The sequence below is a fragment of the Streptomyces sp. ITFR-16 genome (assembly GCF_031844705.1).
GTDB lineage: Bacteria > Actinomycetota > Actinomycetes > Streptomycetales > Streptomycetaceae > Streptomyces.
On the sequence record NZ_CP134609.1, the window covers coordinates 6,518,802 to 6,538,177 of the forward strand.

The window sequence follows — 19,376 nt, forward strand, 5'->3', positions numbered from 1 at the left end:
CGCGGGCGGCCCGGCAGGTCAGCCCCGGCCGTCGGTCAGTTCGACGACCCGGAAGCGTTCGGCGACGACCAGGGTGTCGTCGTCGACCGTGAACTCCGGGTCGCCGAGCGCCTCCCGCATCTCGTCGCTGTGCCAGAACCGCTCGTGGCCCGCCCGCCACTCGGCGACGGAGGTGTCGCCCTCGCCCTCGTCGAGCGCGTGCCGCAGATCGACGTCCCCGAGCCGCAGGATCCGTACCTCGGTCACTTCGAGCACCGCGACCTCCCGCCCGTCGGAGTCGATGAGGGCGGACCGCTCACCGACCGGCGGCGGCTCCTCCTTCTCCGCCTCGTACTCCACGAGCAGTCCGGTCGTCGACACCTTGCGCCCGTCGAGCACCGCCGCGACCAGCTGGTCGCGCAGCGGCCCGGGGAAGGCGAGGAGGAACGGCTTGAGCGCTTCACGGTTCGGCATGGCGCAAGTCTGGCACCGGCGGGCCGCCGGCGCCGGGGAGTATCGCGGGGGGAGAGAGAATCTGACGGGTCGGTGACGTGGGGCCGCCGCCCCTGGCGCCGGACGGCCCGCAGTGCTCGAATCGGGGGGTGAACAGTTCCCCCGCCGACTCCTCCGGCGACGCGCCCGACGACGAAGGGCCCGGCCCCGACGGGACCGGCGCCCCGGTCGGCCGGCGGCTGGTCCTGACGATGCTCGGTCTGGGCGCGGCCGGGCTCGTCGCCGCCCCCGTCCTGCAGCGCGCGTTCGAATCCGGCCTCGGCGCGGTCGCGGACAAGGACCCCACCGGGCTGACCGGCCTGCTGCCCAACGGCGGCGGCTTCCGCTACTACTCCGTCGCCTCGTCCGTACCGAGGAAGGGCGCCGCCGACTACCGGCTGACCGTGGACGGGCTGGTCGAGCGCCCGGCCACGTACACCTTGGACGCCCTGAAGCGGCTGCCGCAGACCCGGATGGTCCGGGACGTCCAGTGCGTCACCGGCTGGCGGGTGCCCGGGACCCCGTTCGAGGGGGTACGGCTCTCCGCGCTGCTGGACGCGGCGGGGGTGCGGTCCGGGGCGAAGGCGGTCCGCTTCACCTGCTTCGACGGGACCTACAGCGAGAGCCTCACCCTCGCGCAGGCCCGCCGCGCCGACGTGCTGGTCGCACTGCGGATGCAGGACCGGCCGGTGTCCCACGCACACGGCGGTCCCGTCCGCCTCTACGTGGCCCCGATGTACTTCTACAAGTCCGCGAAATGGCTCTCCGGGATCACCGTCACGGACTCCGTGCGCCCCGGCTACTGGGAGAAGCTCGGATATGACGTCGACGCCTGGGTCGGGCGGTCCAACGGCCGCGACGATGCCCCCACTACCTGAGCGGGCGGACCGGGTACGCCGGTTCGCCCGGCCGGTGCGCCGGGTGCACCGGACCACCGCGGCGCTGACGCTGGTGTGCGTGGCGACGGCGGCCTGTCTGTACGTGCCGCAGCTCGCCGAACTCGTCGGCCGCCGCCATCTGGTGGTCACCGTGCACGAGTGGTCCGGGCTGCTCATCCCCGTACCGCTGCTGGCGGGACTGGCCGCGCGGTCGCTGCGGGCCGATCTGCGGCGGCTCAACCGCTTCGGGCCGCACGACCGGGAGTGGCTGCGGGCGGTGCGCCGCCGTGACCACCGGCCGGGGTCCCGGCCGGCCGGGAAGTTCAACGCCGGACAGAAGCTGTACGCGGCCTGGATCGCGGGGGCGGTGCTCGTCATGGCGGGCACCGGGCTGCTGATGTGGTTCACCGGGTTCGCCCCGCTGCGCTGGCGGACGGGCGCGACCTTCGTCCACGACTGGCTGGCCCTGGCCGTCGGACTCGTGCTGGCCGGCCACATCGGGAAGGCGTACGCCGACCCGGAGGCACGCCGCGGCATGCGCTCCGGGTCGGTCGGGCGGGACTGGGCCCGTCGCGAGCACCCGCTGTGGCGGGCGCCGGACGAGCGCCTAGAGGATCAGTGACAGCAGCAGGATGAAGACCAGCGAGACCACGGAGATGATGGTCTCCATCACCGACCAGGTCTTCACCGTCTGGCCGACGTCCATCCCGAAGTACTCCTTCACCAGCCAGAACCCGGCGTCGTTGACATGGCTGAAGAAGAGCGAGCCCGCGCCGACGGCGAGGACCAGCAGGGCGACGTGCGAGGTCGACATGTCGGCCGCCAGCGGGGCGACCAGGCCGGCCGCCGAGATCGTGGCCACCGTCGCCGAACCGGTCGCGAGCCGGATCGCGACGGCGATCAGCCAGCCGAGCAGCAGCGCGGGAATCGACCAGTTCTCGGAGAAGTCCAGGATCATCTGGCCCACACCGGCGTCGATCAGGGTCTGCTTGAAGCCGCCGCCCGCGCCCACGATGAGCAGCACACCGGCGATCGGGGCGAGGGACTTCTCCACGGTGGTGGAGAGCCGCGCCTTGGTGAACCCGGCGGCCCGGCCCAGCGTGAACATGCCCACGATGACCGCGGCGAGCAGCGCGACGAGCGGGGAGCCGATCACGTCGGTGACCCGCTGGAGCCCCTGCTCGGGGTCGTCCACCACGATCTCGACGAGGGCCTTGACCAGCATCAGGACGACGGGCAGCAGGATCGTCGCCAGGGTGGCGCCGAAGCTCGGCCGGCGGTCCAGGTCCTCGGCCGGGCGCTGCGGGACCATCGTCTCGGGCGCCTTGATGTCCACCCAGCGGGCGGCGTAGCGGGAGAAGACCGGGCCGGCGAGGATCACGGTCGGGACCGCGACCAGCACACCGAGGGCCAGCGTGACCCCCAGGTTGGCGCCGAGCGCGTCGATCGCGACGAGCGGGCCGGGGTGCGGGGGGATCAGCCCGTGCATCACGGAGAGTCCGGCCAGCGCCGGAATGCCGATCCGCATCAGGGAGTAGTTGCCGCGCTTGGCGACGAGCAGGACCACCGGGATCATCAGGACGATCCCGACCTCGAAGAACAGCGGCAGACCGATGATCGAGGCGATGAGGACCATCGCCCACGGCATGGCCCGCTTGCTCGCCTTCGCGAGGATCGTGTCGACGATCTGGTCGGCGCCGCCGGAGTCGGCGAGCAGCTTGCCCAGGATCGCGCCGAGCGCGATGAGGACGCCGACGCCCGCGACGGTGGAGCCGAGGCCCGCGGTGAAGCTCGCTATCGTCTTCGCCGGCGCGGCGCCGGCGAAGGAGCCGAGCGCCAGCGAGCCGATGGTCAGCGCGAGGAACGCGTGCATCTTGAACTTGGTGATGAGCAGGACGATGACGGCGATGCCCGCCAGGACGGCGATGCCCAACTGCGCGTTGCCGGCCGAAGTGATGGGTTCGACGGCGTCCGCTGCCAGCATCTCGACGCTGAGACTGGTCACGGTGGTGATCCTTAGGTGTCGAGCCGGCGCAACGCGGCGACGGCTCGCTGGGTGATTTCCTCGGGGGTGCCGGACACATCCACGGCGACGCCGGCCTCGTCGTCCTCCAGGGGCTGGAGGGTGGCGAACTGCGAGTCGAGGAGCGCGGTCGGCATGAAGTGGCCCTTGCGGCCCGCCATCCGCTCCTCGATCAGGGACCGGTCGCCGGTCAGATGCAGGAAGACGGCGCCGGGTGCCTCGCCACGCAGGCGGTCGCGGTAGGCGCGCTTGAGGGCCGAGCTGCTGACGACTCCGCCGAGCCCCGCCCGGCCGTGTGCCCACTGCCCGATCGCATCGAGCCAGGGCCACCGGTCCGCGTCGTCCAGCGGGGTGCCGGCCGACATCTTGGCGATGTTCGCCGGGGGATGGAAGTCGTCGCCCTCGGCGTACGGAACGCCCAGTGCGGCGGCGAGCAGGGGGCCGATCGTGGTCTTGCCGGTCCCTGCGACGCCCATCACCACGACGACGTGGGGGGTGCTCATTGCGGTGCCTCGCTGTCTCTTCGATGTCTTCCTCGACATCGGTCCGTCGCGCTACTGAAACCCATACGTACGACTTATTCAAGATGCTGTGACATAAACGTCGTACTTTTTGTTCCCGGGAGGGGCCCCGTACCCTTGGCCCATGACCACACCTGCCCAGGGGCTCCATACGCATGTGCTGGACACCCTGGGCCTGGAGATCGCCGCGGGCGAGCACCGGCCCGGCCAGGTCCTGCGGACGGACGAGCTGGCCCAGCGCTTCGACGTCTCGCGCACGGTCGTACGGGAAGTGGTCCGGGTCCTGGAGTCCATGCACCTGGTCGAGTCCCGCCGCCGGGTCGGCGTCACCGTCCGGCCCACCGAGGCGTGGAACGTCTACGACCCGCAGGTCATCCGCTGGCGGCTGGCCGGCGCCGACCGCCCGCGCCAGCTGCGCTCCCTGACCGTGCTGCGGTCCGCGATCGAGCCGGTCGCCGCCTCGCTCGCCGCCCGCCACGCCACCCCCGCCCAGTGCGCCGAGCTCACCGAACAGGCCCTCGGCATGGTCGCCACCTCGCGCGGCCAGCAGCTGGAGGGGTACCTCGAACACGACATCGCCTTCCACCGGATCGTCCTCAACGCCTCCGGCAACGAGATGTTCGCCCGTCTCGGTGACGTGGTCGCCGAGGTGCTCGCGGGGCGTACGCACCACCAGGTGATGTTCGAGGACCCCGACCCGGCGGCCGTCACCCTCCATGTCCGGCTCGCGGAAGCGGTCCGCGAGGGCGACGCCGCCGCGGCGGAGCGGCTGACGAAGGAGATCGCCGTCGGCGCCCTGCACGAGCTGGACGTCCTCGCGCCCTGAACGCGGCCGCGCACGGCGCCGCTCCACCCCGCACGGCGTACGGTTGTCGGTGATCGATCTCCGGGAACGTCGGGAAAGGGAGTCCACGGGAATGGCGCAGCACGTGCAAGGGGTCATCGCACCGGGCAAGAACGAGCCGGTACGCGTCGAGACCATCGTGATTCCGGACCCCGGCCCCGGTGAGGCCGTGGTCAGGATCCAGGCCTGCGGCGTCTGCCACACCGACCTGCACTACAAGCAGGGCGGAATCAACGACGACTTCCCCTTCCTCCTCGGCCACGAGGCCGCGGGCGTCGTGGAGTCCGTCGGCGACGGCGTCACCGACGTGGCGCCGGGCGACTTCGTCGTCCTCAACTGGCGTGCGGTGTGCGGCCAGTGCCGCGCCTGTCTGCGCGGCCGCCCCTGGTACTGCTTCGACACCCACAACGCGAAGCAGAAGATGACCCTGCTGGACGGCACCGAGCTCTCCCCGGCCCTCGGCATCGGCGCCTTCGCCGAGAAGACCCTCGTCGCCGCCGGACAGTGCACCAAGGTCGACCCCGAGGTCTCCCCGGCCGTCGCCGGACTCCTCGGCTGCGGCGTCATGGCGGGCATCGGCGCCGCCATCAACACCGGCCAGGTCGGCCGCGGTGACTGTGTCGCGGTCATCGGCTGCGGCGGCGTCGGCGACGCCGCGATCGCCGGCGCCCGGCTGGCCGGCGCGGCGAAGATCATCGCCGTCGACATCGACGACCGAAAGCTTCAGACGGCGAAGACGATGGGCGCCACCCACACCGTCAACTCCCGCTCCACCGACCCCGTCGAGGCCATCCGCTCGCTCACCGGCGGCAACGGCGCCGACGTCGTCATCGAGGCGGTCGGCCACCCGGAGACGTACAAGCAGGCCTTCTACGCCCGCGACCTCGCCGGCACCGTCGTCCTCGTCGGCGTCCCCACCCCCGAGATGCAGCTCGAACTCCCGCTGCTGGACGTCTTCGGCCGCGGCGGCTCGCTCAAGTCGTCCTGGTACGGCGACTGTCTGCCCTCGCGCGACTTCCCGATGCTGATCGACCTGCACCAGCAGGGCCGCATCGACCTCGGCGCTTTCGTCACCGAGACCATCGGACTCGGCGACGTCGAGCAGGCCTTCGCCCGGATGCACGACGGCGACGTCCTGCGCTCGGTGGTGGTCCTGTGATGGCCGCCCGCATCGACCACCTCGTCACCTCCGGCACCTTCGCCCTCGACGGCGGCGAGTGGGACGTCGACAACAACGTCTGGATCGTCGGCGACGACACCGAGGCGGTCGTCATCGACGCCGCCCACGACGCCGCCGCCATCGAGACCGCGCTCGGCGGCCGCACGCTCCGCGCCATCATCTGCACCCACGCCCACAACGACCACATCGACGCCGCTCCGGCGCTCGCCGCCGCGACCGGCGCACCGGTCCTGCTCCACCCCGACGACCTGCCGCTGTGGAAGCAGACCCACCCCGACCGCGCCCCCGACGGCGAACTGGCCGACGGCCAGGAGATCCAGGTCGCGGGCGTGACGCTCACCGTCCTGCACACCCCAGGCCACGCCCCGGGAGCCGTCTGCCTGTACGCCCCCGAGCTGTCGACCGTCTTCACCGGTGACACGCTCTTCCAGGGCGGCCCCGGCGCCACCGGACGTTCCTTCTCGCACTTCCCGACGATCGTCGGCTCGATCAGGGACCGGCTGCTCACGCTGGACCCCGCCACCACCGTCCGCACCGGTCACGGCGACTCGACGACCATCGGCGCGGAGGCCCCGCACCTGGACGAGTGGATCAGCCGCGGCCACTGACGGCCGTGCTCACCCCCGCGGCCACGCGGAGAGCCGCAGCCCGCTCTCGAAGCGGTGCGGCTCTCCCGTGACCGGATCGGTGAACTCCAGCACCCGGGCCAGGAGCTGCAGCGGACGGGAGAAGCCGTCGGGCGCGGCGTCCGGCGCCACCACCGGATAGACCGGGTCGTGCACCAGCGGCAGCCCCAGGCTGTTCATATGGACCCGCAGCTGATGCGTCCGCCCGGTGGCGGGCAGCAGCCGGTAGCGGCCGAGCCCCTCCCGGTGCGCCAGCAGCTCGATCCGGCTCTCGCTGTTCGGCTCGCCCGGCTCCTCACGCGCGGCGATCACCCCGCGCTCCTTCACGATGCGGCTGCGCACCGTACGCGGCAGGACGAGACCGGCGTCGTACGGCGCCACCGCCTCGTACTCCTTGCGCACCAGCCGGTCCCGGAACAGCGTCTGGTACGCGCCCCGCTCCTCGGGCCGCACCACGAACAGCACGAGCCCCGCCGTCAGCCGGTCCAGCCGGTGCGCCGGCTGGAGGTGGACGAGCCCCAGCTCACGGCGGAGCCGGGCCACCGCCGTCTGCGTGATGTGCCGGCCGCGCGGCGTCGTCGCCAGGAAGTGCGGCTTGTCCGCGACGACCAGATGCTCGTCCCGGTGGACCACACCGACCGGGAAGGGCACCGGCTCCTCCGGCGCGAAGTCCCGGTGGAACCAGAGGTGGCGGCCGGGTGTGTACGGCTCGTCGCCGCAGACCGGGCCCCGCACCGAGACGAACCGGCCCCCGTCGAGCAGAGCGTCGACCCGGTCCGCGCCGATCGCCCCGGCGAACCGCTCCAGCAGATGGTCGCGGACCGTCGGCCACCGCCCCTGCGGGTCCTCCGGCAGCCGCACCCGCACGGGATCGACCCCGTCGCGCTGCGGAAGGGGCGACGGCGGCGGCTTCGCCCGGCCCCTCATCGGGGCCCGCCGGCCGGACCCGGAATGCTGGTGCTCATGATCCGGGCATCCTTCCACAGCGGGCACCGCCCGGCGCGCTCCTCAGGCCCCGGGCAGCTTCAGCTTCAGCGGTCCGCAGCCGATCCGTTCGGCCTCCGCCGACGCGTAACCCGGCAGAAGGTCGCGGCTGAGCGAGAAGGAGCCCTTCTCCGTCCCGCGCAGCTGCTCCACCACGAAGACCACCGGACCGGTCTGGCAGACGGCCCGGAACACGGCCCGGTTCCCCGCCAGCTTCCCGTACCCGTACCCCGGGCCCGGCGCGCTCTTGACCGGCTCGCCCGTGCGCAGGGCGTCCGAGGAGTAGATCTCGGACAGCGCCGGATCGGTCACCGTCGTCAGCCGCACGACCGCTTCCCGGTAGCTGCCGCCGGCCTCGCAGACCCGGGCCGGTCCGCCCTCGCCGCCGATACGGACGTGCGAGAGGTCCTTGCGGTGCGCGCCGGGCAGGGTGAACCCCTCGATGCCGCAGAAGGCGTCCGCCTCGGCGTCCTTCCAGTCCACGGGGGCGGGCAGCGTGCGCGGGGCGGTGTAGGTGCCCGAGCAGCCGAGCTCCCGGATGACACCGTTGGCCGTCTCCACGACCGCGCCGGTCAGCGCGGACCGGTCCTCCCGCTCGTACTCCGACGAGATGTCGAGGCCCGCGAGACCCATGCCGATGTCCACCACGGTGGGCCCGGTGAACTCGTCGCGGCCCGTGCAGCTCTGCGGCAGCGCTATCCAGGCACGCGAACCGGAGGCCATCCCGGGCAGCCCGTCGCCGAGCGACACCATCCCGGCGGCCAGGAACTCCTGCGGCCACTTCCGTGCGTCGGTGCCCCGCAGACCGTCCAGCCGGTGCACGTTCACCGTCACCTGGCGCATGGCCCGGTCGTCCTTGTAACTGGTGATGCGGCACTGGCCGTACGACAGCCCGTCGCCCTGCGGGTCGGTGCGCAGGGACTGCTCCTCGACCTCGGTCCTGCGGTCGCCGAAGAGCTCGTCCATGGTGCCGGAACCGAGCGAGTCCCAGCAGGGCGAGGGCCCGAGCAGGGGAAGCGTGTCCGTGCGCCAGGCCACGGTGCCGGCCCCGAGGAGCGCCCCGGCCACGGCCGCCGCGGCGACGGCCCGGGTGGTACGGCTGCGCAGCAGCCGGCGCAGGAACGACGGCCGGTCCTCCTCGGGGGCGGGGCTTGCGGGGACGGCGGCCTCGTTCGCCGGGACCGCGGCCTCCGCGTCGTTCGGGCTCTCGTTCCCGGCGTCCGGCACGGGGTTCTCCTCGCTCACGCGTCCCCACCCTTTCCGCTGCCGCAGCCGATGCGCTTGCCCACGGACTCGGCGAACCGCTCGAACACCCGCTGGTCGTCGGGGCGGCCCCGGTCCTTCATCCCCGTCTCGGTGTGCCCGTAGAACACCGTCGGCCGGCCATCGCAGCTCCTGCGCAGCAGCCCCTGGGCCGATCCCTCCGGAAGTCCCTCGAACAGTGCCACCAGGCGCGATTGACGCGCCATCACATACTGGGCCGACGGCTCGTCGGGCATCCGCAGCGTCCGCCACACCACCGAACAGGTCTGGAGCCGGTCGGTGACCGCGCCCACCTGCTCCTCGTACCGCGAGCCCTTGCCGAAGTCGAAGTCCATCCCCGGTATCCGGCACAGCGGCGACCCGGCCGACTCATGGTCCTCCGCCACCGTCACCATCGGCGAGAACGTGTGCAGCGGCTTCCCGCCGGGCGCGCAACCGGCCTTCTCCATCGTGGTGTTGGCGGCGTCCAGCAGCATCTGGGCGACATCGTCGAGGGTGCCGATCGAGAAGGGCATGGCGACCTTGCCGAGATGACCGTCGCCCGTGCTCTCGCTGCGCAGCGTCACGGCGGCGGGCCTGCCGTCCGCGTCGCACGCCCCGGGCAGGACCAGCATGGCCCGGTCGCGGGCGACCAGCCCGTCGAGCCCGTCCGGCAGGGGAGAGGCGGAGCCGTGGAAGTAGTGCGCTATCCAGGCCCGGCGCTCCTTCGCCCCGGCGGGGACGGGGCCGTACTCCAGGGTGACCTGCTCATGGAAGGTGAGCGGCTGGTCCGAGTCGTCGTCCTCGACCGTCGAGGTCACGGCCAGTGTGCAGGTGGCGTGCGGCCGGCCGGACAAGGGCGGCGCGGAGGCGGTGGCCTTCCGCTCCGAGCCCGACTTGCCGAGCGCCCCGTCGCCGAGGAACGCCGCGCCGCTGTTCTGCTCCCACGCGCCCCAGCAGTAGCTGTCGCGGAAGGGCCAACTGTCCGTCGCCCAGAGCCCGATGCCGGAGGCGAGCACCGCCCCGGCGACCACCCCCGCGAGGACCTTGGTCCCTCGCCTGCCACCCCTGCCCATGACATCCCCCTTGCCGAACGCGAAGATCACCGCAAAACGCCGATGCTACGGTGCGGCCGCCCAGGAGCGGGCAGGGGGTGGAAACGCGCAAACGACACAGCCCCACGGTCCGCGAAGGACCGTGGGGCTGGTTGGTGTCCGAGGGGGGACTTGAACCCCCACGCCCGATAAAGGGCACTAGCACCTCAAGCTAGCGCGTCTGCCATTCCGCCACCCGGACAAGGTGTCTGTCTCGCGGGCCCGGCCCGTTCCGACGTGGAAAACCATAGCAAACATTGGAGGGTGCTCGATCACGCCCGGTTCCGTGTGAAGGGCACATGACGGAGGGCGGGCGCCCTTGGGTGTGCGGCCGGGGCGCGGGAGGATGAGGGGGAGCACCACAGCGACAGTGGAAGGAACCAGCGTGAGCGAGACCAATGCGGCCCGGACCGGCTCGGGTGAGACCGCCGAGAATGAGGTGGTGGACCTCTGTCGTGACCTGATCCGGATCGACACCAGCAACTACGGGGACCACTCGGGACCGGGTGAGCGCGCGGCCGCCGAGTACGTCGCCGAGAAGCTCGCGGAGGTCGGGCTGGAGCCGCAGATCTTCGAGTCCCACAAGGGCCGGGCCTCCACGGTGGCGCGGATCGAGGGCGAGGACCCCTCCAAGCCGGCCCTGCTGATCCACGGCCACACCGACGTCGTCCCGGCGAACGCCCACGACTGGACGCACCACCCGTTCTCCGGGGAGATCGCGGACGGCTGCGTGTGGGGCCGGGGCGCGGTCGACATGAAGGACATGGACGCGATGACCCTGGCGGTCGTGCGCGACCGCATGCGCAGCGGCCGCAAGCCCCCGCGCGACATCGTGCTCGCCTTCCTCGCGGACGAGGAGGCCGGCGGCACGTACGGCGCCCGGTATCTCGTCGACAAGCACCCGGACCTCTTCGAGGGCGTCACCGAGGCGATCGGCGAGGTCGGCGGCTTCTCCTTCACGGTCAACGAGAACCTGCGGCTCTACCTCGTCGAGACGGCCCAGAAGGGCATGCACTGGATGCGGCTCACCGTGGACGGCACGGCTGGCCACGGCTCCATGACCAACGACGACAACGCGATCACCGAGCTGTGCGAGGCGGTCGGGCGGCTCGGCCGGCACACCTGGCCGGTGCGGGTGACCAAGACGGTGCGCTCCTTCCTGGACGAACTGTCCGACGCGCTCGGCACCCCGTTGGACCCGGAGGACATGGACGCCACGCTGGCCAAGCTCGGCGGCATCGCCAAGATGGTCGGCGCCACCCTCCGCAACTCCGCCGCCCCCACCATGCTGGGCGCGGGCTACAAGGTGAACGTGATCCCCGGGCAGGCCACCGCCCATGTGGACGGACGGTTCCTGCCGGGGTACGAGCAGGAGTTCCTGGCCGACCTCGACCGGATCCTCGGCCCGCGCGTCAAGCGCGAGGACGTGCACGGGGACAAGGCGCTGGAGACCGACTTCGACGGCTCGCTGGTGGACGCGATGCAGATCGCGCTCAAGGCGGAGGACCCGATCGCCCGCGCGGTCCCGTACATGCTCTCCGGCGGTACGGACGCCAAGTCCTTCGACGACCTGGGCATCCGCTGCTTCGGCTTCGCCCCGCTGAAGCTCCCGCCGGAGCTGGACTTCGCCGGCATGTTCCACGGCGTGGACGAGCGGGTGCCGGTGGAGGGGCTGAAGTTCGGCGCCCGGGTCCTCGACCGTTTCATCGACCACAGCTGACCAGTCCGCGAAATATTCGCCAGGGTGTACGCATATAACCGGAACGAGTGAAAGGGGTGTTCTGCTCGTAGCCCGATTACTTCCTCCTCGTTACAGGTGGTGCGGTCCGCGGCTGGGACCGCACTTGCCAACTAGGAGGAATAATGATCAAGAAGATCGTCGCCGCTGCGGCTGTCACCGGTGGTCTGGTGCTCGCGGGCGCCGGCATGGCCGTCGCCGACTCGGGCGCCCAGGGTGCCGCCATCGGCAGCCCCGGCGTGCTCTCGGGCAACGTCGTCCAGGTTCCCGTCCACGTTCCCGTGAACGTGTGCGGCAACACGATCTCCGTGATCGGGCTGCTGAACCCGGCCTTCGGCAACACCTGCGTCAACGCCTGACGTGTGCGTCAACCCGTAAGGGTTTGAGCCCGGTCGGCCCCGGAGCGCGCTCCATGCGCCCCGGGGCCGACGGGTCCTTTGCCTCCGCACGGTCAAGTCCGGGGGTATTCCGGAAGGTTAGAAGGCAGGAAACACCTATGCGACAGGTCACGCGTAAAGGCCTGATCACCATGGCGGCTGCGGGCGGCGTGCTCGCGCTCAGTGGCGGTTACGCGCACGCCGACGCGGGAGCGTCCGGCGGCGCATCGAATTCCCCGGGGGTGCTTTCAGGGAATTCGGTACAGATCCCGATCGACGTGCCGGTCAACGCCTGCGGCAACTCCGTGAGCGTCGTCGGACTGCTGAACCCCACGTTCGGCAACGGGTGCGCCAACGTCTCGGGCGGCGGCGCGACCGCCGGTCAGCACGGTTCGACGGCGGGGTCGCAGGGCGGCCACGCCTCCGGCAGCCGCTCCATCGGCAGCCGCGCGGCGGACGACCGCGGCCAGGGCGCACAGCCGGGCACGGGCAGGCACCGCGCCGACAGCGGCAACGGGGGCGGGGCGACCGCGCAGGGCACCACCCACGGCTCGCCCGGTCTGCTCTCGGGCAACCAGGTCCAGGCGCCCATCGACATCCCGGTGAACGCCTGCGGCAACAGCATCGACATCGTCGGGCTGCTGAACCCCACGTTCGGCAACACGTGCGAGAACGACAGCACGCCGCCGCCGGCCGTTCCGGAACCCCCGGTCCGCCACGTGACCCCGCCGGCCCCGCCGCACCACGTCCCGAACACGCCCGAGCCGCAGACGGTGCCCCACGCCCCGCAGCTCGCGCACACCGGAGCGGGCGGGCTCGACCTGCTCATCCCGGCGAGCGCCGGCCTGCTGCTGGCAGGCGCGGGCACGGTGCTGTACCGCCGCGCCAGGGCCGCCGCCTAACGGCGCACGGCAAGCACGGCGAAGGGAGCGGGCCCCGCGGGAGCGGGGCCCGCTCCGTCTCACCAGGTGGCCCGGAGCTGGCGGATGATCCGCCGCCGCAGCCGCACCCGGCGGCTGCCGTCCAGGCGCAGCGTCAGTCGGTCCAACTCCCAGTGCCCGTACTCGGCATGGTCGGTCAACAGGCGGGCTGTCTCCTTCCGGGACACCCCGCGCGGCACGTACACGTCGACAAATTCGTATTCCGGCATCGCATCTATTGTGCGGGCAGAGCCCCGGTACGGATAGCGTCTGCCCTATGTCTGATGCTGCGCAGCCCACCGCTGCCGAGGTACGCGCCGCCGCCGATGCGGTCAAAGCCGCGATCGACCACCACCTCGCGGCGGTCGAACGCCGGTCGGGGGACGACGACCCCGCTGTCTACGACGCGTTCAACGCACTGGCCGCTGCGGCGGAGGTCTACGACGAACTCCTCTACGACCGCCATGACGAGGTCACCCCCTTCGAGATCCCGGGATCGGCGGACTCCCTGCCGCCCTACAACGGCCCGGAGGAGCCGAACGCCCTCAGCGTGCTGATCCGCCGCGACTACGCGGTGGTGGAGCCCCAGCGGCTGCTCGCCCAGGCGCAGCGGCTCGTCGACGTGGACCCGGACGAGCGCGGCGACCGGAGCGCGGCGGTGGTCGGCAACAGCGTCCACGCGGCGCTGGGGGTGCTCTTCGGGGAGTACGAGGCGGACGAGATCGCCTCCCGGCACACGGAATTCGGTCTGGAGGAGGGCGACTCCACGCTCTGGGTCGCGGCGGCGGAGGAGCTGCCGGAGCCCGGGGAGTGGCTCGCCGCCCCGTTCGACGACGCCGATCCGCAGCTGGTGGTCTGCCGCTTCGACGTCAGCGCCGTCTTCGACGAGGACGATCTCGACGAGGAGCTGGACGGCCCGGTCCGGGGCACCATCTGAGCGCAGCGCCCACGGCGGAGGGGCCCGGCGGACGCGTCACGCGTCCGCCGGGCCCCTGCGCCGGTTTTTCGTCGGTCTCTGTCGCTCCCGTCACACCTGGGAGGCCTGGGAGGCCTGGGACGCCTCCAGCAGGGTGCGCAGCCGGGTGGTGCGCTCCTGGGCGGGCACCTCGGCCACCGCGCGCGGCAGGGCCTGGTCGACGCCGTGCACCACGGACAGATGCCGCTCGCCCCGGCCGAAGGCGGTGTAGACCCATGCACGGCTCAGCCCCTGCGCCGCGTCCCCGGGCAGCACGACGACCGCCGCCGGCCACCGCATCCCGGCCGCCTGGTGGGCACTGAGCGCCCAGGCGTGCCGCACGGAGGCCGCCACCCGGTCCTGCGGTACGACGACCGGGGTTCCCGCGCAGTCCAGGTGCAGGCCCTCCGCGTCGGCCGAGACGACCACCCCGGGCACGGTCCTGCCCGGCGCGGGCACATGGGCGACCCGGTCCCCGGGATCGAAGCCGCCGAAGCGCCCGGGACCGGGGTTGAGCCGCTGCTTGAGCGCCTCGTTCAGCGCCCGGGTGCCCGCCGAACCGCCGTGGCCGACGGTGATGACCTGGGTGTCGGACGAGGGCACCCCGAGGGCGCGCGGCACCGAGTCGGCGACGAGCTGCACCGTGCGGTGCACCGCCTCGCCCGCGTCGCGCACGGGGACGATGACGACCTCCTTGCCGGGCGCCGCCACCTGGTTCAGCTCCCCGATGCCGATCCCCGAGACCAACTCGCCGATGGGGCCGGGGTCCGGGGTGCGGGAGACGGTCTGCGGGCAGGCGCGGGCGGCCAGCACATCGCCGAACACCCGCCCGGCGCCCGCCGAGCCCAGCACGCCCGGGTCCCCGCTGAGCACCAGGCGCGTGCCGTCGGCCAGGGACTCCACCAGCATCGCGCCGGTCTCGACGTCCAGCTGCGGGGCGTCCAGCACGACGAGCAGATCGAGCGCGAGCGCCCCCTCCCCGTCGCGTCCGGGGCCCTCGGCGCCGGACAGCAGCCCGGCGAGCGTGACGACCGAGGCCGGGTCGCCCGTCTGCGCCGCCAGCCGCTCTCGGCCGTCCGCGCTGTGCGCGGCGCCCAGGGCGCGCAGGCCGAGGCCGCTCGCCGCGGCGATCAGCGCGGCGGGTTCGGCCCGCGCAGCCTCGCCGCCCGTGTGCGCGACCAGGCCGTGGGCCGCGACGGCACGGATCAGCTCGGCGGCCGACGGGGAGGGCGCGGCGGACGCCGCGTCCGACCAGTCCGCGTCCTTCTCGCAGGCGTTGACCAGCCGGGCCAGCCCGTCGGCGAGGCTCTCCTCGGCCAGGGCGTACCGGTCGAGGCCCAGCAGCACCTGTACGGGCTCCGCGGCCTCCTGAGGCTCCGCGTCCGCGTCCGCCTCGGCCGGGTCCTCGTCCGTGTCGCCGCTCTCCTGGTGCTCCGGGCCGTCCTGGAAGACCAGGACGACGCCTTCGGCGACGGCGTGCTGCACGGCGGCGTCGGGATCGCTCACCGCGCGCCCGGCGAGCGATGCGCGCACCTGGTCCGCGTCCAGCGCGGTGTGGCCCCGGAGGGCGGCGCGCTCCAGCAGCCAGCCGACCAGGGCGGCGGTGCGCCGCTCGTCGTCCGGGCCGCAGCCGGCGCCCAGCAGCGCGCGGGCGAAGCCGTCGGCCTGTTCGGGGCCGACGCCGGGGAGCGCCAGCAGCTGCCAGGGGTCCTCGCGCAGCACCTCGGCGGCCTGGGCGCCGAGTGTGACGGCGGCGGGTGGCGCGAGGGCCTCGGGGGCCCCGCCCTCGGTGAGCAGGGCCGTCACGGCGGCGACGGCCTCGGGCGATGCGCCCGGCTCGGTGCGCCGGGGCTCCGGGGCCCGCTCACGGGCCGGTGCGGGGGCCGGGACGGTGCGGCGGGCCGGGGAGGGTGCGGGGGAGTCGAAGAAGGCCGCGGCGGGCTTCTCGCCGCTCTCCACGGCCCGTACGGCGGCCAGCAGATCGGCTGCGGGGCCGCTCAGCTTCGTACCGGCCGGGATGGGGCCCTCCTTCTCGGCCTTGCGCTTCTCGATCCGCTCACGCAGCTCGCGCTGGGCGGCCAGCTCGGCCTCGGCCTCGGAGAGCTCCGGGGCGGCGGCCTCGGCGGCGGGCGCGTCCGTCCCCTCGGAGCCCCCCTCGGGCGCGTCGCCCGTCTCCGCGTCGGCCGTCTCCGCTTCGCCGTTCCCGGCCTCGTCGGCGGGTGCGGGCGCGGTGGCGGGCTCGTCCGCGACGACGCCGTCGTCGGTGGCCGAGGGGCCGGGGGATTCCTCCCGGGGAAGCGCAGTCACAGCGTGCTCCAGTCCTGGTCGGGATAGCGGTGCACGGGCGCCGACACATCGTCGAGCGCCTGGCAGATCTCGTCAGGAAGACTAAGCGCCTCCACTGACAATGCCTCCTCCAGCTGCCGCGCGTTGCGCGCGCCGACGATCGGGGCCACCACACCCGGCCGGTCCCGCACCCAGGCGAGGGCCACCTGGAGCGCGGTGGTGGCCAGTCCGTCGGCCGCTGTCGCCACGGCGTCCACGATGCGGCTCGCCGCGTCGTCGAGATACGGCTCGACGAAGGGGGCCAGCAGCTCGGACGCGCCGCGCGAGTCGGCCGGGGTGCCCGTGCGGTACTTGCCGGTCAGCACGCCCCGGCCCAGCGGCGACGAGGGCAGCAGCCCCACACCGAGGTCCAGCGCGGCCGGCAGCACCTCGCGCTCCACGCCCCGCTGCAGCAGCGAGTACTCCATCTGCGTACTGGCCAGCCGGGTCCGCACCCCCGGTGACGCGAGCTGCCAGGTGGCGGCCTTGGCCAGCTGCCAGCCGCAGAATCCGGCCACCCCCGCGTACCGCGCGCGGCCCGAGGACACCGCCAGGTCCAGTGCCTGGAGCGTCTCGTCCAGCGGGGTCGCGGGGTCGAAGGCGTGCACCTGCCACAGGTCGACGTAGTCCGTGCCGAGCCGGGCCAGCGAGGCGTCCAGGGCGGCCAGCAGATGGCCGCGCGAGCCGTTGAACCGGCGGAAGGGATCGGCCACGCTGCCCGCCTTGGTCGCGACGACCAGGTCGCGCCGGGGCACCAGCCCCTCGATCAGCCGCCCGAGCAGGCACTCGGCCTCCCCGCCGCCGTACACATCGGCGGTGTCGACGAGGGTGCCGCCCACCTCCCAGAAGGCCTTCAGCTGCTCGGCAGCGTCGTGCTCGTCGGTGTCCCGGCCCCAGGTGAGGGTGCCGAGCCCGATCCGGGACACTCGAAGGCCGGTGCGGCCGAGATGCCTCTGCTCCATGGGCGCTGAGATTACTGGCCAGGGCCCCACCGGGCGCAGGCCCGGGGACAACCGGCCCCCGGGTGGCCCCTGTCGCCGTCGATTCCCGCGCGCTAGAGTCCGGGACACAGGGACGTTACTGATCAGTAAGGGGAGCGGCTATGCGGCTCGGCATCAATCTCGGTTACTGGGGCGCGGGAATGGACGGCGACAACCTCGCCGTCGCGCAGGAGGCCGACCGGCTCGGCTACGACGTCTGCTGGGCGGCCGAGGCGTACGGCTCCGACGCGCCGACCGTGCTGGCCTGGGTGGCCGCGCAGACCGAGTCCATCGACGTCGGCTCCGCGATCCTGCAGATCCCGGCGCGCCAGCCCGCGATGACGGCGATGACCGCGGCCACGCTCGACTCCCTGTCCGGCGGCCGGTTCCGGCTCGGCCTCGGGGTGTCGGGTCCGCAGGTCTCCGAGGGCTGGTACGGCGTCAAGTTCGACAAGCCGCTCGCCCGCACCCGGGAGTACGTCGACATCGTCCGCAAGGCGATGACCCGCGAGCGCCTGTCGTACGAGGGGCAGCACTGGACGCTGCCGCTGCCGGACGGACCGGGCAAGGCGCTCAAGCTGACCGTCCACCCGGAGCGTGAGCACATCCCGCTCTACATCGCCGCGATCGGGCCGAAGAACCTGGAGCAGACCGGCGAGATCGCCGACGGCGCCCTGCTGATCTTCCCCTCGGCCGAGCACCTGGAGGACACCGCGGTCAAGCACCTGCGGGCGGGCCGTGAGAAGGCCGGCAAGACCATGGAGGGCTTCGACGTCTGCCCGACCGTGCCGCTGGCCGTCGGCGACGACGTCAAGGGCCTCGCCGACATGTTCCGGCCCTACACCGCCCTGTACGTCGGCGGCATGGGCAGCCCCAAGCAGAACTTCTACAACCAGCTCGCGCAGCGGATGGGCTACGAGAAGGAAGCCGCCGAGATCCAGGAGAAGTACCTCTCCGGCGACAAGAGCGGCGCGGCCGCCGCCGTACCGCACCAGCTGATCGACCAGACCACGCTGCTGGGTTCGGTGGAGCGGATCGCCGAGCGGATGCAGGCCTACGCGGCCGTCGGCGTCACCACCCTGACCCTGGCCCCGGCAGGCTTCACGCTCGACGAGCGGATCGCCGCCCTGCGGGCCGGTACGGACGCGCTGGAGCTGGCCGGGCTCGGCTAGCCGCTCCGGAGGTCACCACGGCCGTGGTGGGGGCTCGGGGGGTCCTCCCCGCCACGGCCGTCACGCGGAACAACGCGGGTGCGGCGACGGGGTTACGGGGGCCGTGCAAAAACGGTTCCCCGTGCTGGTCCGGGCCCTGCGGCGGCCCCCGTTCGGACCAGCACGGGGGCCGCTCGTGTTGCCGCCCGGGGCAGGGCGCATTTGACTGGCCCTCGGCGGATGCCGGCACGGAGGTGGCAGTGATGCTCTCGGCAAAGAACCTGTTCCAGGAGATTCTCGACGACGACGAGTCGTTCCGGCTGTTCTGCTCCATCGCGGCCAGCGGGGAGTCCCAGGGCGGCTGGGAGAACGGGCGGATCGCGGCGCTCGTGCCCGCGAGCCAGCAGGCGCTGGCCCCCAAGATCGCCCGGCACGGCGCCGACGAGGACAAGCACGGGCGGATCTTCAACGCCCTGCTCAAGAAGCGCGGACTGTCCCCGGTCGAGGTCCCGCACGAGACCGACTACACGATGCTGCTGGAGCGCCACGGCATCGGCCTCGCCCATGAACAGCTGGGGCGCGAGGAACCGCTCACCGAGCGCGACATCATCACGTACCTGGCACACAGCCGGGTCACCGAGCAGCGCGCGTCCGAGCAGATGCAGCTGCTGCGCAAGTACTTCGCCGACCACCCCGACCTGGGCCGCGCGGTGAAGATGATCTCGAACGACGAGGACAACCACCTCGCCTACTGCCACGAGGAGCTGCTGCGGTTCGCCCGGGCGGGACACGGCCGGACGATCCAGCGCATCCTGCGCGAGTGTGCGCTCGCCGAGATCCGGGTCTACCGCGATGTCAGCCTCGCCGTGATGGACCACATGGGCCGTGTCCTCGGCTGGCCCCGGGCGAAGGCCGCCGTGCTGGCGGCGGGGATCCACGCCGTCTACGCGTACGAGCGGCTGGGCGGCTGGCGGCGGATGGTCAGCCTCGCACCGCCCGAGCGGCGCGACGCGCTGGGCGGACCGGCCGTACCGGCACCCGAGTTCGCCTGAGCCCCAGGGAGGCCG

General features: G+C 72.7%; 20 protein-coding genes and 1 tRNA gene. 11 read left to right on the plus strand and 10 right to left on the minus strand.

The window, feature by feature from the left end:
- Nucleotides 1-18: 18 nt before the first annotated feature.
- A complete protein-coding gene (locus RLT58_RS28920; RefSeq protein WP_311313300.1) occupies nucleotides 19-453 on the minus strand; it encodes an ASCH domain-containing protein in 435 nt (144 codons plus the stop codon).
- A gap of 128 nt (nucleotides 454-581) precedes the next feature.
- Here RLT58_RS28920 and RLT58_RS28925 point away from each other — a divergent pair, with 128 nt between their 5' ends.
- Nucleotides 582-1,349, plus strand: coding sequence for a molybdopterin-dependent oxidoreductase (locus RLT58_RS28925; RefSeq protein ID WP_311313301.1), 768 nt, complete (start codon nucleotides 582-584; stop codon nucleotides 1,347-1,349).
- Nucleotides 1,333-1,971, plus strand: a complete 639-nt coding sequence (locus tag RLT58_RS28930) for a cytochrome b/b6 domain-containing protein (RefSeq protein WP_311313302.1) — start codon at nucleotides 1,333-1,335, stop codon at nucleotides 1,969-1,971. Before RLT58_RS28925 ends, RLT58_RS28930 begins: the two co-directional genes overlap by 17 nt.
- On the opposite strand, the gene RLT58_RS28935 is transcribed toward RLT58_RS28930, so the two are convergent.
- Nucleotides 1,957-3,354: a GntP family permease gene (locus tag RLT58_RS28935; RefSeq protein ID WP_311313303.1), complete on the minus strand. Its 1,398-nt coding sequence runs from the start codon at nucleotides 3,352-3,354 to the stop codon at nucleotides 1,957-1,959. The genes RLT58_RS28930 and RLT58_RS28935 overlap by 15 nt on opposite strands.
- A gap of 11 nt (nucleotides 3,355-3,365) precedes the next feature.
- Entirely contained in the window at nucleotides 3,366-3,875 is a 510-nt protein-coding gene (locus RLT58_RS28940; RefSeq protein ID WP_311313304.1) for a gluconokinase, read from the minus strand.
- A 142-nt stretch (nucleotides 3,876-4,017) separates the two neighbouring features.
- On the opposite strand from RLT58_RS28940, the gene RLT58_RS28945 reads away from it, so the two are divergent.
- From RLT58_RS28945 to RLT58_RS28955, 3 genes are all read left to right on the plus strand, one after another.
- Nucleotides 4,018-4,719, plus strand: coding sequence for a FadR/GntR family transcriptional regulator (locus RLT58_RS28945; protein WP_311313305.1), 702 nt, complete (start codon nucleotides 4,018-4,020; stop codon nucleotides 4,717-4,719).
- A gap of 91 nt (nucleotides 4,720-4,810) precedes the next feature.
- Nucleotides 4,811-5,896, plus strand: coding sequence for an S-(hydroxymethyl)mycothiol dehydrogenase (locus RLT58_RS28950; protein WP_311313306.1), 1,086 nt, complete (start codon nucleotides 4,811-4,813; stop codon nucleotides 5,894-5,896).
- Nucleotides 5,896-6,525 carry an MBL fold metallo-hydrolase gene (locus RLT58_RS28955; protein ID WP_311313307.1) on the plus strand — a complete coding sequence of 210 codons (630 nt, stop codon included), beginning with the start codon at nucleotides 5,896-5,898 and terminating at the stop codon, nucleotides 6,523-6,525. The genes RLT58_RS28950 and RLT58_RS28955 overlap by 1 nt, the downstream gene beginning before the upstream one ends.
- A 9-nt stretch (nucleotides 6,526-6,534) precedes the next feature.
- Here the strand turns inward: RLT58_RS28955 and RLT58_RS28960 are convergent, their stop codons facing one another.
- The 4 genes from RLT58_RS28960 to RLT58_RS28975 all read right to left on the minus strand — a co-directional run bounded on the left by RLT58_RS28960 (nucleotide 6,535) and on the right by RLT58_RS28975 (nucleotide 10,065).
- Complete coding sequence (locus tag RLT58_RS28960; RefSeq protein ID WP_311313308.1) at nucleotides 6,535-7,470, minus strand: pseudouridine synthase; 936 nt, start codon at nucleotides 7,468-7,470, stop codon at nucleotides 6,535-6,537.
- A gap of 81 nt (nucleotides 7,471-7,551) precedes the next feature.
- Nucleotides 7,552-8,772, minus strand: a complete 1,221-nt coding sequence (locus RLT58_RS28965) for a hypothetical protein (RefSeq protein ID WP_311313309.1) — start codon at nucleotides 8,770-8,772, stop codon at nucleotides 7,552-7,554.
- A complete protein-coding gene (locus tag RLT58_RS28970) occupies nucleotides 8,769-9,875 on the minus strand; it encodes a hypothetical protein (RefSeq protein WP_311313310.1) in 1,107 nt (368 codons plus the stop codon). The genes RLT58_RS28965 and RLT58_RS28970 overlap by 4 nt, the downstream gene beginning before the upstream one ends.
- 102 nt (nucleotides 9,876-9,977) lie before the next feature.
- Nucleotides 9,978-10,065 (minus strand) — tRNA-Leu (locus RLT58_RS28975).
- Nucleotides 10,066-10,248: 183 nt separating this feature from the next.
- On the opposite strand from RLT58_RS28975, the gene RLT58_RS28980 reads away from it, so the two are divergent.
- From RLT58_RS28980 to RLT58_RS28990, 3 genes are all read left to right on the plus strand, one after another.
- Nucleotides 10,249-11,583 carry a M20/M25/M40 family metallo-hydrolase gene (locus RLT58_RS28980; protein ID WP_311313311.1) on the plus strand — a complete coding sequence of 445 codons (1,335 nt, stop codon included), beginning with the start codon at nucleotides 10,249-10,251 and terminating at the stop codon, nucleotides 11,581-11,583.
- Nucleotides 11,584-11,726: 143 nt separating this feature from the next.
- Entirely contained in the window at nucleotides 11,727-11,960 is a 234-nt protein-coding gene (chpH, locus tag RLT58_RS28985; protein WP_123528131.1) for a chaplin ChpH, read from the plus strand.
- 137 nt (nucleotides 11,961-12,097) lie between these two features.
- Complete coding sequence (locus tag RLT58_RS28990) at nucleotides 12,098-12,880, plus strand: chaplin (protein ID WP_311313312.1); 783 nt, start codon at nucleotides 12,098-12,100, stop codon at nucleotides 12,878-12,880.
- Between the two features lie 59 nt (nucleotides 12,881-12,939).
- On the opposite strand, the gene RLT58_RS28995 is transcribed toward RLT58_RS28990, so the two are convergent.
- Nucleotides 12,940-13,128, minus strand: a complete 189-nt coding sequence (locus RLT58_RS28995) for a DUF5703 family protein (protein ID WP_136328229.1) — start codon at nucleotides 13,126-13,128, stop codon at nucleotides 12,940-12,942.
- Nucleotides 13,129-13,175: 47 nt separating this feature from the next.
- Between RLT58_RS28995 and RLT58_RS29000 the strand changes: the two genes are divergently transcribed.
- Nucleotides 13,176-13,835, plus strand: coding sequence for a hypothetical protein (locus tag RLT58_RS29000; RefSeq protein WP_311313313.1), 660 nt, complete (start codon nucleotides 13,176-13,178; stop codon nucleotides 13,833-13,835).
- 90 nt (nucleotides 13,836-13,925) lie between these two features.
- Here RLT58_RS29000 and RLT58_RS29005 read toward each other — a convergent pair whose 3' ends face one another.
- Nucleotides 13,926-16,160 carry a helix-hairpin-helix domain-containing protein gene (locus tag RLT58_RS29005; RefSeq protein ID WP_311313314.1) on the minus strand — a complete coding sequence of 745 codons (2,235 nt, stop codon included), beginning with the start codon at nucleotides 16,158-16,160 and terminating at the stop codon, nucleotides 13,926-13,928.
- Nucleotides 16,157-17,140, minus strand: coding sequence for an aldo/keto reductase (locus tag RLT58_RS29010; protein ID WP_311313315.1), 984 nt, complete (start codon nucleotides 17,138-17,140; stop codon nucleotides 16,157-16,159). The genes RLT58_RS29005 and RLT58_RS29010 overlap by 4 nt, the downstream gene beginning before the upstream one ends.
- 140 nt (nucleotides 17,141-17,280) lie before the next feature.
- Between RLT58_RS29010 and RLT58_RS29015 the strand changes: the two genes are divergently transcribed.
- On the plus strand, nucleotides 17,281-18,330 hold the full coding sequence (locus RLT58_RS29015; RefSeq protein WP_311313316.1) for an LLM class F420-dependent oxidoreductase: 1,050 nt from the start codon (nucleotides 17,281-17,283) through the stop codon (nucleotides 18,328-18,330).
- A 242-nt stretch (nucleotides 18,331-18,572) separates the two neighbouring features.
- A complete protein-coding gene (locus tag RLT58_RS29020) occupies nucleotides 18,573-19,361 on the plus strand; it encodes a ferritin-like domain-containing protein (protein ID WP_311313317.1) in 789 nt (262 codons plus the stop codon).
- The last annotated feature ends 15 nt before the right edge of the window (nucleotides 19,362-19,376 follow it).

Excerpts from the sequence above, each read along its gene's own strand:
- RLT58_RS28920 (WP_311313300.1), bottom strand. The coding sequence starts at position 453 with ATGCCGAACCGTGAAGCGCTCAAGCCGTTCCTCCTCGCCTTCCCCGGG.
- RLT58_RS28930 (WP_311313302.1), top strand. The coding sequence starts at position 1,333 with ATGCCCCCACTACCTGAGCGGGCGGACCGGGTACGCCGGTTCGCCCGG.
- RLT58_RS28940 (WP_311313304.1), bottom strand. The coding sequence starts at position 3,875 with ATGAGCACCCCCCACGTCGTCGTGGTGATGGGCGTCGCAGGGACCGGC.
- RLT58_RS28945 (WP_311313305.1), top strand. The coding sequence starts at position 4,018 with ATGACCACACCTGCCCAGGGGCTCCATACGCATGTGCTGGACACCCTG.
- RLT58_RS28950 (WP_311313306.1), top strand. The coding sequence starts at position 4,811 with ATGGCGCAGCACGTGCAAGGGGTCATCGCACCGGGCAAGAACGAGCCG.
- RLT58_RS28955 (WP_311313307.1), top strand. The coding sequence starts at position 5,896 with ATGGCCGCCCGCATCGACCACCTCGTCACCTCCGGCACCTTCGCCCTC.
- RLT58_RS28960 (WP_311313308.1), bottom strand. The coding sequence starts at position 7,470 with ATGAGGGGCCGGGCGAAGCCGCCGCCGTCGCCCCTTCCGCAGCGCGAC.
- chpH (WP_123528131.1), top strand. The coding sequence starts at position 11,727 with ATGATCAAGAAGATCGTCGCCGCTGCGGCTGTCACCGGTGGTCTGGTG.
- RLT58_RS28990 (WP_311313312.1), top strand. The coding sequence starts at position 12,098 with ATGCGACAGGTCACGCGTAAAGGCCTGATCACCATGGCGGCTGCGGGC.
- RLT58_RS28995 (WP_136328229.1), bottom strand. The coding sequence starts at position 13,128 with ATGCCGGAATACGAATTTGTCGACGTGTACGTGCCGCGCGGGGTGTCC.
- RLT58_RS29000 (WP_311313313.1), top strand. The coding sequence starts at position 13,176 with ATGTCTGATGCTGCGCAGCCCACCGCTGCCGAGGTACGCGCCGCCGCC.
- RLT58_RS29010 (WP_311313315.1), bottom strand. The coding sequence starts at position 17,140 with ATGGAGCAGAGGCATCTCGGCCGCACCGGCCTTCGAGTGTCCCGGATC.
- RLT58_RS29015 (WP_311313316.1), top strand. The coding sequence starts at position 17,281 with ATGCGGCTCGGCATCAATCTCGGTTACTGGGGCGCGGGAATGGACGGC.
- RLT58_RS29020 (WP_311313317.1), top strand. The coding sequence starts at position 18,573 with ATGCTCTCGGCAAAGAACCTGTTCCAGGAGATTCTCGACGACGACGAG.